A 20171-nucleotide genomic window follows, 5' to 3' on the forward strand; every position below is an offset into this window, starting at 1 on the left:
ATCGAGTGAATTTCAGCAGCGAGCAATCACTAGCAGATATTGGCCGCGCTTTGACAGGAGTTTCCTTTGTCATCAGTGTGTTTATCTGCATCATGATATTGATGTTAGGCAGGGTCATCATCAAGGCTCTAAAAAAAGAACGGTTATTCGTCATGTCAGCAAAAAGCAGTTTGCTTTTTGGTATAGCGGCTGTTATGTGTGGATTATTGCTTTACTTTCTGCACACTTTTTATCAATGGTTGAGAACAGAGATAGTCGATTTGCAGTCCCTCGGTTTTCAAATATCTTTTGTGTATTGGTTATTGAATGGACTTGTGGGATTATGGTTGCTCTATTTTTCTTTTACTTTATTTTATCAACAAGAAAAACAGATTCAGCTTTTGCCATTAGTGATCAATGGGGCAATTAGCGGGTTGAGTAACACATTTGTCATTTATATCATTAACCAATCGTTAAATGTACAAGGCAGTTTTACAAATGGATTATTTTATGCATTTTTAGTAGGCTTGGTCGTTCATATCATGGCAGAACGATATATTCGTACGAAAATTGCTGTCCTTACAAATCAAGTCATTTATGAAAAAAGGGTCGCACTGATTGATAAAACACTTCATATCCCTTTTGAAAGAATGGAACGCTTTGAGAAAGGAAAGATTAGTGCTTGTTTAAATAATGATACAGAAAAAATCAGTGAAGGCATGCATTTGGCTGTTACAGGTGCGACAAATTTAATCACCTTGTTCTTCTGTTTAATTTATTTGGGTATTTTGAGCTTCTGGGGTCTCATTTTATCGTTGGCTGTTGTCGTGATCACGATTGTGATCAACCTGATTGTTGCAGGAGAAGCAAATCGACTGTTTGAACAAACGAGAGACATTCAAAACAAGTTTTTTGGCTTCATTAATGATATGTTGGCGGGTTTTAAAGAACTGGCATTAAACAGAGCGAGAAGAAAAGCGTTTCAAGAAAACTTTGAGGGAGCATGTGAAGACTATCGAAGAAAGGGAACAAAGGCAGATTTAAAATTTGCTAATGCCTTCATCATGGAAGACATCATCCTCTTGTCAGTTGTTGGGTTTGTCGCATTTCTATTCCCAGTGATTTTTCATATGCAGGGTGATTTACTGTACAATTACGTGTTTATTTTCTTATATATGATTGGACCAGTCACATATCTCTTGCACTCTTTTCCGCAAATTATGCAGATTCATGTCAGTTGGAAGCGCATGACTAGCTTAATGTCAGAGGTTTCTGAATTAGAGAAAGACGATGAAACGAATGTAGAAGTGTCTGGAAAGGAAGTGACTTTAACTTTAAAGGGAGTTCAGTTCCAATATAAAGGTCTAACCGAAAACTTTTCAGTTGGGCCAATTGATTATGAATTTAAACCTGGAGAACTGACTTTCATCACTGGGGGAAATGGTAGTGGAAAATCGACATTTGCCAAGCTCATTACTGGGCTTTACCCAGCGGATCGAGGTGAAATGTTGATTAACGGTATTCCTAAAACACCTGAACAAATAAAAGAATACTATTCTGCAATTTTTAGTGATTTTTATCTTTTTGATCGGCTGTATGGTATTGAGATAGGCGGAAGGGAAAAAGAAATTAACAACTTACTTGAGCTTCTGAGAATTCAAGATAAAGTCTCGATCAAAGATGGTGAATTTAGCACGACCAAGCTGTCAACAGGTCAAAAGAAGCGGTTGGCTTTGCTTGTCGCCTATTTAGAAGATCGGCCAATTTGTTTATTTGATGAATGGGCAGCAGATCAAGATCCGGGTTATCGTAAATTTTTTTACCATCATTTGCTACCGCAATTAAGAGACAAAGGGAAGTGTGTGATTGCGATTACACATGACGATCATTACTTCCATACTGCTGACCATCTTGTCAAAATGGACCAAGGACAGTTTGTAGAGAATTAAATGAGGAGGTACAAGGTATGGATCACTATTTTCCATTAACTGATGGACAGCTGGGAATCTGGTATGTTGAAAAGATGTATCCAAACACAAGCATTTCTAACAATGGTGCTCTTATACAATTGGAAACTGTGCAACCCGTTCGTTATGATCTGATCTCAAATGCCATCAACGAATTTATCAAGAAAACGGACAACATCCGTTTGCGGATATTGTCTACAAAAGAAGGTAAACCCGTTCAGTATGTCGCTGATTTTGTTGAAAAAGAGATCGATATTGTTGATTTAAACGGTGCAGATGCTGAAAGTAGCAAGAAAATCGCTCTTGCTCACTTTCAGCGGCCTCTGCCGTTAGAAGATGCAGATCTATTTGATTTTAAAGTGTTTAAAGTAAGCCAGTATCAATGTTTCATTTATGTCAATATTCATCATATCATTTCAGATGCTGTATCTGTTATGAGCTGTATAAATGAAATGATCTCGATTTATTCTCATTTCCTAAAAGGTACACCTTTTCATTCGACAAAAACGCAATCGTTTATTCAACAAATTGAAGCGGAGCAAGAATACAAGAACAGTCGCCGGTTTGAAAAAGATCGTCACTATTGGGAAAAGCTTTTTCAAAGCAGGCCAGAAATGACATCTTTAAAGCCTAGTCGTGCATATCGCAGCAGTGCGAAATCAAGACGGTTATCAGAAATTGTAGCAAAACCGCTCGCAACAAGGCTGAAAGAGTATTCAGCGGAACAGCACATCAGTTTATTTAATTTGTTCTTGGCAGGCGTTTTCTTATATATATCAAAAATGACGCAAAAAAAAGATATTGTCATCGGCACTATGTTCTCCAACCGAACAACCCTTCGTGAAAAAGAGTTGTTTGGCATGCTTGTTAGTACTGTTCCATTTCGTGTGCAAGTTGATCCGACTCTCACCTTTTCGACATTCGCAAGAAATGTAAGTCAGCAACAGCTCAGAACAATGAGACATCAAAAATATCCTTATGAGCTTCTTTTAAATCATTGGCGTAATCAGCATCATACACATGATTATTTGTACACCACGTCTTTGCAATATTTGGAGATTGATTTCCCGAAAACAGATGGCATCACATATGATGTTGACTTTCTATATAACGGATATGAAATTAATGATCTTGCTTTTCATATCGTCAACAATGGAGAAGACATCGCATTTGAAATTGACTATCGACTTGATCTATTTGAAGAGCAAGAAATCCGAGATATGTTTGCGAGAATTTTGCTGTTGCTTTCTAAAGCATTATTGGCGCCACAGCAGCAGATTGGACAACTGAATTTATTAACAGAGGCTGATCAATCCCTCTATTTTAGAGAGGAATCAAAAAATAGGTTAGATGAAATAGAGGAATCATTTCAGGAAATTTTTCAAAGAATGGCAAAAGAATCACCGGAAAAAACAGCGGTTATTTGTGGGGATCGTACCCTTTCATATCAAGAATTAGATGAGCGGTCAAATCAGCTTGCTCGGCTCCTTCGGCAAAAAGGTGTTGCACCAGAAAAAAGAGTCGCGATTCTAACAAACCGGACAGAAGACATGATCATTGGGGCCATTGCAGTGATGAAAGCAGGCGGAGCTTATGTCCCAATTGATGCTGAATTTCCAGAACAAAGAATCCAATTCATCTTAAAAGACAGTCATTCTGTTATGTTGTTGACAGATCAAATGGACCGAGAAGCTCCTGTTGAATGCCTCTATTTTCAAGATGAAGTCATTCACCAGCAGTCAACAGCAGCGCTTGACAATGTGACGAAGCCGGACAATTTGTGTTATATCATCTATACTTCTGGAACGACTGGCAATCCTAAAGGCGTCATGATTGAACATCGGAACTATACAAATATGTGGAAAGCCTATAATGAGGCATACGGATTTCAAGACATGAAACCATGTATTTTGCAACTGGCTAGCTTTTCGTTTGATGTATTTGCCGGTGATATGGCGAGAACTTTATTGAACCAAGGAACCCTTGTGATTTGTCCGTCAGAAGCAAAGCGTGATTTAGGACAGTTACAACAACTGATTGAAACTCATCAAATCACGATGTTGGAGTCGACTCCTGCTCTGATTGTTCCGCTTTTAGATGATATGTATGAAAAAGGAATTGAACAGACTTCGCTTCAATTGGTTGTGCTCGGTGCTGATTCATGTTTGAAAGAAGACTTCGAACGAATCATTGAACACTATGGAGAGAAGCTCCAAATTTATAACACTTATGGAGTAACGGAAGCAACGATCGAAACGAGTCTTTATCGTTTTGAGCAGGCGTTTGCTGATTATCAGGGTATTACCCCAATTGGTAAACCGTTATTACATATGTCCATGTACATTTTTAGTGAATCGCTGGAACTTCTACCGCCTCACTCAATTGGTGAGTTGTATATAGGTGGAAAAGGTGTAGCCAGAGGCTATTTGAACAATCCGGCACTGACCAAGGAAAGATTTATCGCAAATCCTTTTGATCCTTCTGAAAGGCTATATAAAACAGGAGATCAAGCGAAGATGTTGCCTGATGGGAATATTCAATTTCTTGGGCGTCATGATTTCCAAGTCAAAGTTAGGGGACATCGAATTGAAATGGGGGAGGTTGAGGCAAAAATCATTCAGCATCCTGCCGTAAGGAGAGCTGTTGTCAAGACTGTTGAACCTAAACCACATCAGACCGTATTAGCTGCATACCTTGAAGCAGATGAAGCAGACATTTCTGATCAAGTAAAAGCCTTTTTGTTTAGAGAGTTGCCAGATTATATGGTTCCAACATATTTTATTCAATTAGACCAATTGCCTTTGACCACAAACCAAAAAGTCAATCGGCAAGAGCTTCCAGAGCCTGAAAGCTACTTTAAAGAACATCAACAAACAGCTTTACTTCATACAGCTCTCGAAGCCAAATTGGCGGAGGTTTGGAAGAAAACATTAAAGGTGGACCATTTAACTTCAAACTCAGATTTTATCCAACTCGGGTTTCATTCATTACAAGCGTTGACCCTTGTGAATGAAATTGAGAAACAGTTTGGGATTCGATTGACACTGGGGGATATTTTTTCTAATACACTTTTATTTGCAATGGCGAAGGTCATTGAGGAAAAAATGAAGGCCGGTCACCTTGAGGAACTATTACCTGCGGAGGAGAGCGATGCTTATCCTGTGACAGCTGCACAAGAGGGAGTTTATACAAGATCATTAATTACAGATGCCAATCTATTTCATATGCCTTGCGCATTTCAAATAGATGGACCTCTTGATGTGAACAGGCTTTCACTTGCCTTGCAAACATTAGTCAATCGGCATGAATCACTCAGAACGTCTTTTATAAAAAAAGACGATACGCTCAAACAGAGAATTCATTCGAATGTTACCTTGGATGTTAAATATGGTGTACACAACCAGTCTGAAATAGAGGAGCTTGTTTCTGCTGCACCTCAGCCGTTTTCATTAGACAAGCCTCCTCTCATGCGCGCAAAGTTGATAAAGATACAATCTGTTGACAAGCATGTGTTATTACTAGATTTCCATCACATTATTTTTGATGGTATGTCACTTCAAGTATTTATGGAAGAATTGACCGGTATCTATAAAGGGAGAAGTTTGCCAGAGCTCAAGCTCGGCTACAAAGATTATGCTGTCTGGGAGAAGTGTAAATTAGAAGATCAGCAGCTTGCTGAACATCGGGACTTTTGGTCAACAATTCTAGTTGATCAACCGGGAGAACTTCATTTACCTATTGATTTTCCAAGGCCAGTCTTGCAGTCCTTTGCAGGGAACATCTTTGAATTTGAACTAAATAAAGACTTGCTCAATCAGTTAAAAGAGTTTTCTTTGCAGCATGGTCTGACTTTGTATATGACTCTTTTATCTGTTTACTTTGTATTGTTAACTAAATATACAGGACAAGCTGATTTGGTTGTTGGGACACCTACATCAGGACGCTTCCATCCCAATATGGAAAAAACCACAGGACTATTTGTCAATACGCTGCCCGTTAGAAAAGAAGTAAGCAAAACAATCAATTTCAGTCAATTTTGTCAAGAAGTTAAACAAGACATACTTCAAATACTGAATTATCAGCAATACCCTATTGATGAATTAGTCAAACAACTAAAGTTAAATCGTGATCCAAGCCGAAACCCACTTTATCAAACCGTATTTGCACTACAAGATATTAAAGAAAGCTATCAACTGTCTGAAGATGTCAACATGTCTATTTTCGACACGGAGTATAACACATCTAAGGTTGATCTAACATTGGAGGCAGCGGTACTTGATCACTGTCTTGGCTGCCGCTTTGAGTACAGTACAAGTTTATTTAAAAAAGAAACGATCGAACGGATGGCAAAGCATTTTGAACACCTGATTGAGGCGGTGTTGGCTGATCCTGAGCAATCTCTCGGTGAACTCGAACTTATGTCTAAGGATGAACAGACACTTTTGGCCAAGATGAATGATACGGATGTGCCGCTGCCATCATGTCGATCCATTTCGGCACAATTTGAAACACAGGCAAAAATACGTCCTGAGGAAACAGCCGCCGTTTTTAGAGGCGATCGCCTCTCCTATCGGGAATTAAACAGCCGAGCGAATCAGCTGGCACATCTATTGCTGAAAAAAGGTGTTGGACCTGATGTGTTAGTCGGGATCATGGTCCGTCCATCATTCGATCTATTGGTCGGAATGCTTGGAGTGTTAAAAGCGGGAGGTGCCTATGTGCCGATCGACCCTGAATACCCGGAAAGCCGTATTCAATATATGTTAAAAGATAGTCAAGTCTCTCTTTTATTGACACAGTCAATGCTAACAGAAAAAACCGGATCATTCTCTGGACAAGTGATTGATGTGGATAAAGGGTTTAAAGGAGAAAGCGACTTAAATCCACCATCTATAGCAGAGGGGCATCATCTTGCTTATATGATTTACACGTCTGGATCAACTGGAGAGCCAAAAGGTGTATTAATTGAACAGCACAGTGTCTTGAATTTATGGCAATGGTTTGAGCGAACATACGATGTGTCCTCAGGAGATGCGATTCTTCATATGACAAACCCATCTTTTGATGTGAGTGTTGAGGAAACCTTGATTCCGCTCATGTCCGGAGCTGTCGTTGTAATTGCGGAAAAACAGGTGATGTTCCAACCAGAAAAGCTGATCAATTTCTTAAATGAATATCATGTGCGAATTGCCCAATTTGTACCGGCGACCTTGCGTGCGCTTTTAGCAGGACAAACGAAAAAAGCAGCCAGTTTAGATGTGGTCATCTGCGGTGGTGAAAAGCTTGAACTCCAGTTGGCACGGCAAATAACAGCACAAGGTTACAAGCTATACAACAATTATGGTCCGACAGAAACGACGGTTGATGCCCTTGTCTGGCCTTGTCCGCCAAACAGTGAGGTGATCAAATTGGGGGCGCCGATTGATCGTACACGAGTCTATGTCCTTGACCAAGATGGAAAGCAAGTGCCGCCAGGCATTCCTGGGGAATTGTATATTGGTGGCGCAGGTGTTGCCAGAGGTTACTACAACCGTCCAGATCAGACGAAGCGTGCCTTTGTGTCACATCCAAATGGTCGGCTTTATCGAACAGGTGACCTTGTCAAGTGGCACAGCGATCAGACGATCACATATCTTGGCAGATTGGATAAGCAAGTGAAAATTCGCGGTGTCCGGATTGAACCAGGCGAAATCACAGCGAAGCTACTTGAGTTAAACGAAGTGCAAAATGGTTATGTGATGGCTCATCACGATGAAGCAGGACAAGCCATTTTATGTGGGTATCTCGTGACAGAGACTGAAATAGAGCCGGAGACCATCAGGAAACAGCTAGCGAAGAGCTTGCCGGACTATATGATTCCTGTTTATTTCATTACAGTAGATGAACTGCCATTAACACCAAACGGCAAAATCAATGAACAGCTACTTCCAATGCCAAAAAAAGAAATGAAAGAAACATATGAGCCGCCGCAAACAGAAACGGAAAAAATTCTTGCCGCGATTTGGGAGGAAGTACTTGATATAGATCAGATCAGCAGAAGTGGAAGCTTTTTCGATTATGGAGGAGACTCAATTAAAGCGATTCAAATATCTTCTCAATTGAGAAAGCATCAATTAAAACTAGAAACAAAATACTTGTTCACACATGCAACAATTGCAGAAGCTGCTCTGTACGTCGAACCTTTAAATAAACAAATTGATCAGCGTCAAGTATCAGGGGAAGTGATGCTCTCACCAATACAAACTTGGTTCTTTTCAAAAGCATTTGCAGACCCCCATCACTACAACCAAGCTGAGACGCTCTATAGAGCAGAAGGCTTTGATCTTGCAGCAATCGAATTGGCGTTAGATCAATTAATGGAGCATCATGATATGTTTAGAGCTGTTTTTATACAGAAACAACAACAAATTGTGCAAAAGATTCGAAAAGCGTATGCAGCTGATTTTTATGAAATGAAAGTGCTAAATCTTAGAGACAAAACAAATTGGCGCGAGCTTGCTGAACATCATATAAACAACATGCAAGGAGAACTTGACATCGAAAGCGGGCCTCTTGTCAAAGTCTGTCTCTGTCAAACAAATACAGGGGACCATCTTGTCATCGTAATCCACCATCTCATCATTGATGGTGTCTCTTGGCGGATTTTCCTTGAGGACTTGGAAACAGCTTACGAACAAGCACAATCACGGAAAAACATACAGCTACCTGAAAAGACGACTTCTTTTAAAGAATGGACAACCGAATTGTGGAAATATGCTCAACAGGAAGCAGTCAAAGAAAAAACATTTTGGCGCGAGGTTGAGAGTCGAATAGCAGTTCCGCCTTCTTTAGCAGTCCGTCAGTCCAGTGATCAAAAGCGTTCGAACAGTCAACAATTTGTTCAACAACTTGATCAAAATATAACAAATCTCCTTTTAAAAAAGGTACATCATGCATATCGTACAGAAATAAATGACATTTTGTTAGCTGCGTTTGCTTTGGCGATGAGGAAACAGTTTGGAATAGCCGAACTACCCCTTGATTTAGAAGGGCATGGCAGGGAAGCTATTTCAGAACATGTCGATGTTTCGAGAACGATCGGGTGGTTTACATCAGTGTTTCCGGTTGTGCTTTCGACAGGAAGTGAAGCAGATTTAGGGGCTGTGATAAAGACAGTGAAAGACACGCTTCATCGCATTCCACATAAGGGGATTGGCTATGGTTTGCTCCACGATCAAATGCTTGAAGAAACACCATCTGTCGTGAGCTTTAACTATTTAGGTCAGTTTGATGAGGTACAGCAAAATGGAATCAAGCCACTCCATTTGGGGGATTCCAACAGTCTAACAAACGAAAGAACCCATATGCTTGATCTCAACCTTGCCGTCATAAATGGAGTGCTGGAAATCAATGTAGACTACCATGAAAAAGAGTTTGATCAAAGCGAAATTGAAGCACTTTTAAACAGTTATACAGATATCTTGGTCAACATTGTCAACCATTGTTTAGAGAAAGAAGATCATGGAGAAAAAACGTTGAGTGATTTTGATGATCAGCAATTGACAAATGAGGAACTGGATCATATTTATGAGTTGCTTAAAGACATGTAGGAGCTGTCTAAAAAGTCCTTTTTCAACATAAATCAGGGGGAATTGCGAGACTCCTGCGGAAACAGCGAGCTAAGCGAGACCCAAGAGGAGCAAGGAACGAGCTCCGAGGAGGCTCGCGGATCGCCCGCGGAAAGCGAGCAAAATCCCCAATTTTTATTCAGCCACACGACTTTCAGGACAGCCCCTCATTGATAAAGGGAGTGAAGAAATGAATCACCAACAAAATATTCAAAACATTTACCCGCTGACACCTATGCAAGAAGGTATGCTGTTCCATCATTTAAGTGATAAAGATAGTCAAGCATACTGTGTCCAAACAGCTGTGAAAATTTCCGGTGAATTTCATCTCGATATCGCTGAACAAAGCCTTAACATTCTTGTTGGGCGTCATGACCTATTAAGAACGGTTTTTATTCACTCTAAAAAACTAAGTCGCCCCCGCCAAATTGTATTTAAGAAAAGAGACATGACCATTAACATGCATGATTATTCTCATTTCAAGCAAGCTGATCATGATCAGTACATTGAGGAATTTTTGAGATCAGATTTCAAAAAAGGTTTTGATTTGGCTGCCGGACCTTTATTTCGGGTAGAGGCACTGAAATTAGGGCAATCCGAATATGTTCTCGTTTTTTCAAATCATCATATCATTTTGGATGGATGGTGCTCTAAAGCAGTTTTAGATGAGTTTTTTGATATATATTCTGACCTGTTCCATGATCGACCTGTTCACAATAAGAAGTCATTTTCTTTTAGTGAATATATTCACTGGATTGAAAATCAAAATAAAGATGAAGCCCATACTTATTGGAAGGAATACCTGAAAGGGCTTGAGACAAATACAGAAGTGCCAAGTTTCTATAAAAAAGCGAAAAATGAAGGCTTTCAAAAAGAAGACTTTTATCAAGAAATAGATGATGATTTGTTTCAAGGTCTTGAAAACGTCTCAAAGCGTTACAAAGTTACTGTTCATACGATATGTCAAACCGCTTGGGCTTTGCTGCTTAGCCATTACAATCAGTCAAATGATGTTGTATTCGGATCAGTGGTGTCTGGAAGAACACCGGAACTAGAAGGTATTGAAGAAGCGGTGGGATTGTTTATCAATACCATTCCAGTCAGGATAAAAGTTGACCCAAACCTGTCTTTCAGACAGCTTTTTGAGAATGTCCAACAATCCAACATAAGGTCTGAGCATTATTCGTATTGTTCTTTGGCTGATCTTCAGAACATGACGACTTTGAAGGGCGATCTGCTTAATCATTTTCTAGTTTTTCAAAACTATCCATCTCATGAGACACCAGAAGAAGCGGAAAAAGAGCTTTTTGGTTTTCATATTCAAGAGTTGCACGATACAGAAGAAACGAATTATGATTTTCTGTTAACGATTGCACCAAGAGAACAATTTATAATTATTCATTATAATCAAAACATATATGAAAACGATGAAATTGGTGTTTTATGCAGACGTTTTCTCTCTATATTACGACAGATGATTCAAACACCGGATATGAGGCTATCTCAAGCAGAACTAATCGATGCAGATGAAAAAAGCTTGATAGATACTTTCCAAATGTCAGATTGCAACATGTGTAAAGATAGCCTGACTTTGCATGAACGATTTGAGCAGCAGGTCGATTTATTTCCCCATAAGGCAGCTGTTACATTCAATGGTGAAACTCTCACTTATGAAACACTAAACAGTCGTGCCAATGAACTTGCCAAACAGCTTCGGAGTCTTGGTGTACAGCCAAATCATTTAGTGGGCATTATGCTGGAACGTTCTCATTCATTTATGATAGGTATTCTTGGTATTTTAAAAGCAGGAGCAGCATATGTACCAATTGACCCGCATTATCCGATTGAACGAATCGACTATATCATTCAAGATTCGAAGATCCCTATTTTGATCACTGATCGAAAACAGAAAGATGAACTGTTTTCTGCTATCCAATACAGAGGAGAGACACTGTTTATAGATGATACGCAAACAGGGGGTTTTTCTGAAAATCTTCCTTCTGTCTCTTCAGCTCAAGACCTTGCCTATGTGATCTACACATCCGGGTCGACAGGTAAGCCGAAAGGAATTCTCACCAAACATGAAAATGTGATGAGGGTTGTTGTCAATTCGAATTATCTCAAAGTAACAGAAGAGGATCGTATATTACAACTATCCAATCTATCTTTTGATGGATCGGTATTTGATATTTTTGCTGCACTTTTAAATGGAGCAGAACTCATTCTCCCTCAATCAAACACGGTCCTTTCGCCAAGAGAACTGTCCAGATTTTTAATCAAACAAGACATTTCGATTATGTTCTTAACAACTGCTTTATTTAATGCAGTCATTGCAGAAAATCCAACTGCATTTAATGGACTTCGTAAAGTCTTATTTGGCGGTGAAAAAGTTACAGTTGCTTTTGTTGAACAAGCCTTGGAGCAAGCAGGGGCGAACAAATTCATCCATGTTTATGGACCGACAGAAAGCACGGTTTTTGCCAGTTTTTATCCGATTCAATCTATTGATAAAAGACTTGGAACGATCCCGATTGGAACACCGTTGAATGATACAGAGTTGATCATCTTGAACCAGTATGGAAAGATTCAAGCGATCGGATTGCCCGGGGAATTATGTATAGCTGGAAAAGGGCTTGCCAAAGGCTACTTGAATCGGCCGGATTTGTCTGAGGAAAAGTTTGTCACACATCCTTTGAAAGAGCAGGAGAGACTGTATAAAACCGGTGATTTGGCAAGGTGGCTTCCAGATGGAAGCATTGAATTTATGGGGAGACTAGATCGACAAGTGAAAATTCGCGGTTTCAGGATTGAACCAGAAGAAGTGGCGGCTGAGTTGCTGCTTTTGTCCAATATCAAAAAGGCATATGTGATGGAAAGAAGAAGTGAGCAGGGTGAGGCTTATTTATGCGCTTATTATGTGGCTGATGCAAACAAGCCGTCAAAAGATATTAGACGCGAATTGGCTGAACGTTTGCCAGAATATATGCTACCATCTTTTTTCATGTCACTAAATGAACTTCCAGTGACACCGAATGGAAAAATCAGTGAAAAAGAGCTTCCAGCTCCTGAATGTATGTTAGACGGTGAGAGGGAATATATTGCTCCTCGAACAGCTGCAGAAAAAAGATTAGTGAAATTGTGGGAACAAATTTTAAGTGTTAAGCCGGTTGGAGTGAATACTCATTTCTTTGAAGCCGGCGGACATTCACTCAAAGCCGTTTCATTGATGGGCGCCATTGAGCGGGAGTTTTCAGTCAAACTGTCGATTAAACAGATTTTTGATCATCCCTATTTAGAAGATATGGCAATGGTTATTGATCAAGCAGAAACGGAAGCATCACTTGGCATGCTGCCTGCTCCTCCTCAAGACTATTATCCGGCTTCTGCAAACCAAAGGCGGATTTATGCAGTCAGCCATTTGCATGGGAGAGAGCAGAGTTATAACATGCCAGTGCTGTTAAAGGTCCCTCATCCTTTAAATATTGACCGTGTTCAGAAATCAATCAACATGCTCGTTGAACGCCATGAAAGCCTAAGAACGTCTTTTGAGATGGTTGAAGGCGAATTGGTACAGAACATTCATTCTTCTGTCAATGTCGAAGTCATCACAACAAAAGTAGGTAAAGATGGGTTGTACAAGCAAGTTTCTGCATGGATAAAACCTTTTGACCTGCAACGGGCTCCTCTGTTAAGAGCGGGTATTCTTGAAGATCACGAAGAACATTTTCTGTTTCTTGATATGCATCACATCATATCAGACGGCCATTCCATTCATATTTTCTTGCAGGAATTGATTCAACTGTACGAACATAGTCAGCCACTGCCGCCTCTCGCACTTCAATATAAAGATTATGCTGTCTGGGAAAAGCAGAGGGAGACTGACGTTGATGTTTCTTATTGGAAAAAACAGTTTGAGGACGAAATACCAGTTCTGGCATTGCCTGTTGATGAACAAAAGGGAACTGGAACCGAGCTTGAGGGAAGCTTTCATATCAAAACACTTGATATGGATTTGACAGACCAAGTGAAAAAGTATGTATTACAAACTAACCAAACGCTCTTTTCGTTTTTATTGGGAATTTATCAACTATTACTTGCTAAATATACAGGACAGAAAGATATTGTGGTTGGTACTCCTGTGAGCGGAAGGCATGACAGTCTTGAATCAACTGTTGGTATGTTTGTTAAAACACTTCCGATTAGGGTTCAGCTTAATCCTCAATGGACAATTGGTGAATTTTTCTCAACAGTAAGAGAACATTGCCTTGCCGCTTTTGAAAGTGAGGTGGACCCGGCAGAATGGATTATGAATAGATCTAGAATAAAAATGGATCTTATTCAAACCATGTTTTCGTTCAATCATGACCAAGCAGAACTTCCAGCACAGTGGGAGATACAAAACATTTTCAATCCTCATGTGCAATTTGATTTATCATTAGATGTTTTTGAACATCACTCAAATTTAGACATTTATTTTGAGTACAGTACAAATTTATTTAAAAAAGAAACGATCGAACGGATGGCAAAGCATTTTGAACACCTGATTGAGGCGGTGTTGGCTGATCCTGAGCAATCTCTCGGTGAACTCGAACTTATGTCTAAGGATGAACAGACACTTTTGGCCAAGATGAATGATACGGATGTGCCGCTGCCATCATGTCGATCCATTTCGGCACAATTTGAAACACAGGCAAAAATACGTCCTGAGGAAACAGCCGCCGTTTTTAGAGGCGATCGTCTCTCTTATCGGGAATTAAACAGCCGAGCGAATCAGCTGGCACATCTATTGCTGAAAAAAGGTGTTGGACCTGATGTGTTAGTGGGGATCATGGTCCGTCCATCATTCGATCTATTGGTCGGAATGCTTGGGGTGTTAAAAGCGGGAGGTGCCTATGTGCCGATCGACCCTGAATACCCGGAAAGCCGTATTCAATATATGTTAAAAGATAGTCAAGTTTCTCTTTTATTGACACAGTCAAAGCTAACAGAAAAAACCGGATCATTCTCCGGACAAGTGATTGATGTGGATAAAGGGTTTAAAGGAGAAAGCGACTTAAATCCACCATCTATAGCAGAGGGGCATCATCTTGCTTATATGATTTACACGTCTGGATCAACTGGAGAGCCAAAAGGTGTATTAATCGAACAGCACAGTGTCTTGAATTTATGGCAATGGTTTGAGCGAACATATGATGTGTCCTCGGGAGATGCGATTCTCCATATGACAAACCCGTCTTTTGATGTGAGTGTTGAGGAAACCTTGATTCCGCTCATGTCCGGAGCTGTCGTTGTGATTGCGGAAAAACAGGTGATGTTCCAACCAGAAAAGCTGATCAATTTCTTAAATGAATATCATGTGCGGATTGCCCAATTTGTACCGGCGACCTTGCGTGCGCTTTTAGCAGGACAAACGAAAAAAGCAGCCAGTCTAGATCTGGTCATCTGCGGTGGTGAAAAGCTTGAACTCCAGTTGGCACGGCAAATAACAGCACAAGGTTACAAGCTATACAACAATTATGGTCCGACAGAAACGACGGTTGATGCCCTTGTCTGGCCTTGTCCGCCAAACAGTGAGGTGATCAAATTGGGGGCGCCGATTGATCGTACACGAGTCTATGTCCTTGACCAAGATGGAAAGCAAGTGCCGCCAGGCATTCCTGGGGAATTGTATATTGGTGGTGCAGGTGTTGCCAGAGGTTACTACAACCGTCCAGATCAGACGAAGCGTGCCTTTGTGTCACATCCAAATGGTCGGCTTTATCGAACAGGTGACCTTGTCAAGTGGCACAGCGATCAGACGATCACATATCTTGGCAGGTTGGATAAGCAAGTGAAAATTCGCGGTGTCCGGATTGAACCAGGTGAAATCACAGCGAAGCTACTTGAGTTAAACGAAGTGAAAAATGGTTATGTGATGGCTCATCACGATGAAGCAGGACAAGCCATTTTGTGTGCGTATCTCGTGACAGAGACTGAAATAGAGCCGGAGACCATCAGGAAACAGCTAGCGAAGAGCTTGCCGGACTATATGATTCCTGTTTATTTCATCACAGTAGATGAACTGCCATTAACACCAAACGGCAAAATCAATGAACAGCTACTTCCAATGCCAAAAAAAGAAATGAAAGAAACATATGAGCCGCCGCAAACAGAAACCGAAAAAATTCTTGCCGCGATTTGGGAAGAAGTGTTGGAGACAAGTCCAATCGGGCTAAACAGCCATTTTATTAGAACTGGTGGACACTCTTTAAAAGCGATCGATTTGATGAGCAGAATTAGAAATCGACTGTCCACAAAAATTTCATTACAGGATATTTTTGAATATCCGCTCTTAAAAGAACTTGCTGAAAAAATTGATAAAACCGGTAAGTCAGAAAAAGACATCATCCCAGCGGTTGGAAATACAAAAATGCATCGAATGACATCTCTGCAAAAGCGAATTTATGCGGCTTGTCATTTATTAGGTGTTGATAAAACATACAATATGCCGATTGTATTAAAAGTGCCTTTTCAACTAGATAAACAAAAGACTGAGAGAGTCATCAAAAGAATCATAGAACGTCATGAAAGTTTGCGAACTTCTTTCCAAGTAATAAATGGTGAAACAGTTCAGGTGATCCATGATCATATCAATTTTCAAATAGAAGAAGAATGGCTAAAAGCAAATGAAGTATCTGCACGTATTTCTGTCTGGCCTAAGCGTTTTGATTTGGAAAAAGCACCATTATTAAGAGCTAAAATAGCAAAAGTAGACAATGGGGATCATTTATTGTTTTTGGATATCCACCATATCATTTGTGATGGTATATCAATCGATATTTTCTTACATGAATTCTCATCATTGTATGAAGATCAGCAAGCTGAACTGCCTCCTGTACAGGTGCAGTATAAAGACTATGCGGCATGGAAGCAAAAACAAGATCACAGTAAGTCAACTGAACATTGGGACTCTGTCCTAGACGGTCAACTCCCGGTGCTTGACATACCAACTGACTTTAGCAGACCAAAGCTTCAACAGTTTGAAGGTGATTGTGTATCACTTTCAATTGATCGAGAAATGGGTTGCAGCATTTTAGAAAAATTACATGATGAGGAAATGACACCGTATGTATTGTTTTTAGGTTTGTACCACGTCTTACTCCATCGGTATTCAAGCCAAGATGATGTGGTATCTGGAACGGCAGTATCAGGAAGAGACCATAAAGAACTAGAAAATACAATCGGTTTATTTATGAATATATTGCCTATCAGAACGAAGACAGCAGCAACGATGACCATCACCAGCTTCTTAGAACAGGTAAAAAAACAAGTGTATGACATGCTAAAATATGCTGATTACCCACTTGATGAATGGATTGAACGAAAACGAATGAAACGAATAATAGACAGAAACCTATTATTTGATACTGTCTTCTCATTTCATACAGAAGAGAAAGTTTCCAAATGGACTTTGAAAAAAACAGATCAAAAGACAGCAAAGTTTGATTTGACATTTGAGGTTATACAATCTCATGATGTGTTTCACATCAATGTCGAATACAGTACAAGTCTATTTCACGCAAAAACGATAGAGCGAATCGCAAAGCACTATATCGAGCTAGTGAGGCAATATGTAACAAAACCAGATCAACTATTAAATGAGATTGATTTCCGTTTAGCTGAAGAAAAGCGTTTAATTGAGCAGGTCAATTCTACAACTGTACCTTTGCCGGCTCATGAGACGGTGTGTACCAAGATGAGATTGTCCGCTGAGCAACATCCTGATGCAATAGCAGCTGTGTATCAAGGAAAGTCTCTCACTTATAAAGAATTAAAGGAAAAAGCTGATGGAGTCGCTGATTGGCTCATCCAACAAGGAATTAACAAAGGCGAAATCGTTGGTATCATGACAAATCCGTCATTCAATATGCTCATCGGTATATTCGGCATTTTGCAGGCTGGAGCTGCATATGTGCCCATCGATCCAGCATATCCAAGAAAGAGAATCGAATATATATTGCAAGATAGCGAGGTCAATTTCTTACTGACTGAGTCAGAGCATCAAAGTATGTTAAAAGGAATTCCCCAGAAAATTGTTGAACTGGATACCCATCATTTTGAAAGAAATGGCATGTCTTCTTTTGTATCAATCCAAGGGCATGATCTAGCTTATCTGATTTACACTTCTGGTTCGACAGGAAATCCAAAAGGTGTCATGATTGAACATCGTTCCTTAATGAATTTGGTTCAGTGGCATCAACGCTCCTTTCACTTAACAGAGAAGGATCGTTGTTTGAAATTTGCCGGCGTTGGATTTGACGCTTCTGTCTGGGAGATCTTCCCTTGTCTATCTTCTGGTGCGTCTCTCTACATCGTTGACACTTATATGAGACAAGATATGTATCAACTAAATCAATTTATTGAAGATCAAAAAGTGACAATTGCGTTTATTCCTACTGCCTATTACGAACCATTTTCACATTTGAAGAACAACTCGCTGCGCATCCTTTTGACTGGTGGTGAAGCGCTAAAAACGTGGAAACCTCACTCATATAAGCTTGTCAATAATTATGGACCAACGGAAAATACGGTGATTGCTACAAGCGGTGTGATTGAAAATGATACTCACATCACGATTGGAACACCCATTGATAACTGCCGAGTATTGATTGTTAACGAACAATTTCAGGAACAGCCAATCGGGATAACTGGAGAAATTTGTCTTGCAGGAGTAGGATTGGCAAGAGGATACTGGAATCGTTCTGAAGAGATGAAAGAGCGTTTTGTCCAGCATCCGGTCACAAAAGAACGTTTATATCGAACAGGTGATCATGGTCGATGGACAGCAGATGGAACAATTGAATACATCGGAAGAGAGGATGAACAAATCAATATTCGGGGACACCGAGTTGAAATGCAAGAAATTATTCAAGTGATGAAATTAACGCCAGGTATAATGGATGTCTATTTGCTGCCTAAGGCTCTGAATACATCTGCTGCTAGATTAATTGCCTACATCATATGTGATCAGTCCAATAGCATGGACGACATCAAAAAACAGCTTGCTGAAAGACTTCCAGATTATATGGTTCCTTCTCAATTCATAGAACTTGACCATTTTCCACTAACTGAAAATGGAAAAGTGGATAAAAAAGCACTGCCAAAACCGCTACAAGCAAAAAGTCATACAGAGCAACATGTAGAACCAAGAACAAAACGTGAAAAGAAAATGAGAGAGATCTGGGGAGAAGTATTAAATATACCTCCTGCATCTATCGGCATTTATGATCATTTCTTTGAACTTGGCGGAAATTCCATCAATATATTAAAAATTCTCGCTTTAACAATGGATCAAGATTGGGATATTTCGATTCAAGACTTTTTTGATAAAAAAACAATTGCTGAGATCTGCAAGCAAACAAAAAGACAAGAAAATCAAACAGATGAACATGTATATATCCGCCCAGCTTGTTGTTCTTTAAGCGGTGATATCAAGTGGCATAACAAAAGCAATGTCTTTTTAACAGGGGCAACAGGATTTTTAGGGATTCATTTGTTAGAACAGTTGCTCCGTACAACAAACGGAGATATTTTCTGCTTAGTAAGAGGGAATCAAACATATACAGCGGAAGAGCGACTTAAACAAGTCTTTTCACAGTACTTTCCGAACAAGATGGATTTGCTAGAACAAACAGCAGACCGGCTCATTGTGATTGACGGAGATTTAACAAAAGAACGATTCGGCATGAACCCTAACATATACGAAAATGTAAGAAACCGGACAGAGCATATTTTTCATGTTGCAGCTAAAACGGACCATTTTGGAGAATTTGACGAATTCAAGGCATTCAATATTGATGGAACAAAAAGAATCTTGGCATTTGCCGGTGCCGACAAAAAGCTTCATTATATCTCGACTATGAGTGTCGCAGGTCATCTGGCAAAAGGAGAAGGTGAAAGAACTTTTACTGAAGAAGAGTTTTTCATTGAGCAAGAAATAGATGACAATGTTTATGTAAAGAGTAAATTTTTAGCTGAACATGAGGTGCTCAAGGCGATAGCCCGTAAAGAAGCACAAGCAACCATTTATCGAATGGGATTGATTACAGGACGGCTTGCAGATGGATGTGTGCAATTGGATTTGGAGAAAAATGCGTTCTCCAACACACTTGAAACCATATATCATTTAGGAGCTGTTTCAGACGAGATCGTTCAGCAACCATTAGATATTTCGCCAGTGGATTTGTGCAGTGAAGCCATTTTAACACTTGCCGCTTCCTCTGAAAGTAAACCGGTTTTTCATATTTATAATCCGCATAAAATTCATATTAAAAAGCTGTTTGATTTAGGAGGGATTGAAATAAAGCAATTGTCTGATCACGATTACCAGGAGTTGGTTGCATCACACGCAAATGAAGAAAACTATCATAAAATTTTAGGATTTACTTATTATATGGGAGAAGAGAATGAGACCTATCGTGCCCTTGTAGAAACCAGCTGTGATGAAACAGTTCAACTTTTAACACAATCTGGTTTCCAATGGCCAGAACCTTCAGCTGGATATATGAAGAAATTATTCTCAATGATGAGGAAAAAAGGATATTTCTTGAAAGAACATGTCGAAAGCATTTAATATGAT

At 39.8% G+C, this 20171-nt stretch carries 3 protein-coding genes; all 3 read left to right on the forward strand.

Going from position 1 to position 20171, the window contains the following annotated elements; all coding sequences use genetic code 11:
• Positions 1–5: 5 nt before the first annotated feature.
• The 3 genes from HOO54_RS05215 to HOO54_RS05225 all read left to right on the forward strand — a co-directional run bounded on the left by HOO54_RS05215 (position 6) and on the right by HOO54_RS05225 (position 20165).
• The gene (locus HOO54_RS05215) at positions 6–1928 is read left to right on the forward strand and encodes a cyclic peptide export ABC transporter (protein WP_172293121.1); all 1923 of its coding nucleotides are present in this window, start codon (positions 6–8) and stop codon (positions 1926–1928) included.
• Between the two features lie 17 nt (positions 1929–1945).
• Positions 1946–9535 (forward strand): non-ribosomal peptide synthetase, encoded by a 7590-nt coding sequence (locus HOO54_RS05220; protein ID WP_172293123.1) that lies wholly within the window; start codon positions 1946–1948, stop codon positions 9533–9535.
• A gap of 208 nt (positions 9536–9743) precedes the next feature.
• Positions 9744–20165, forward strand: coding sequence for a non-ribosomal peptide synthetase (locus tag HOO54_RS05225; RefSeq protein WP_172293125.1), 10422 nt, complete (start codon positions 9744–9746; stop codon positions 20163–20165).
• The last annotated feature ends 6 nt before the right edge of the window (positions 20166–20171 follow it).

It is taken from the genome of Bacillus sp. WMMC1349 (assembly GCF_013155385.1).
Taxonomy (GTDB): Bacteria; Bacillota; Bacilli; order Bacillales; family Bacillaceae; genus Bacillus.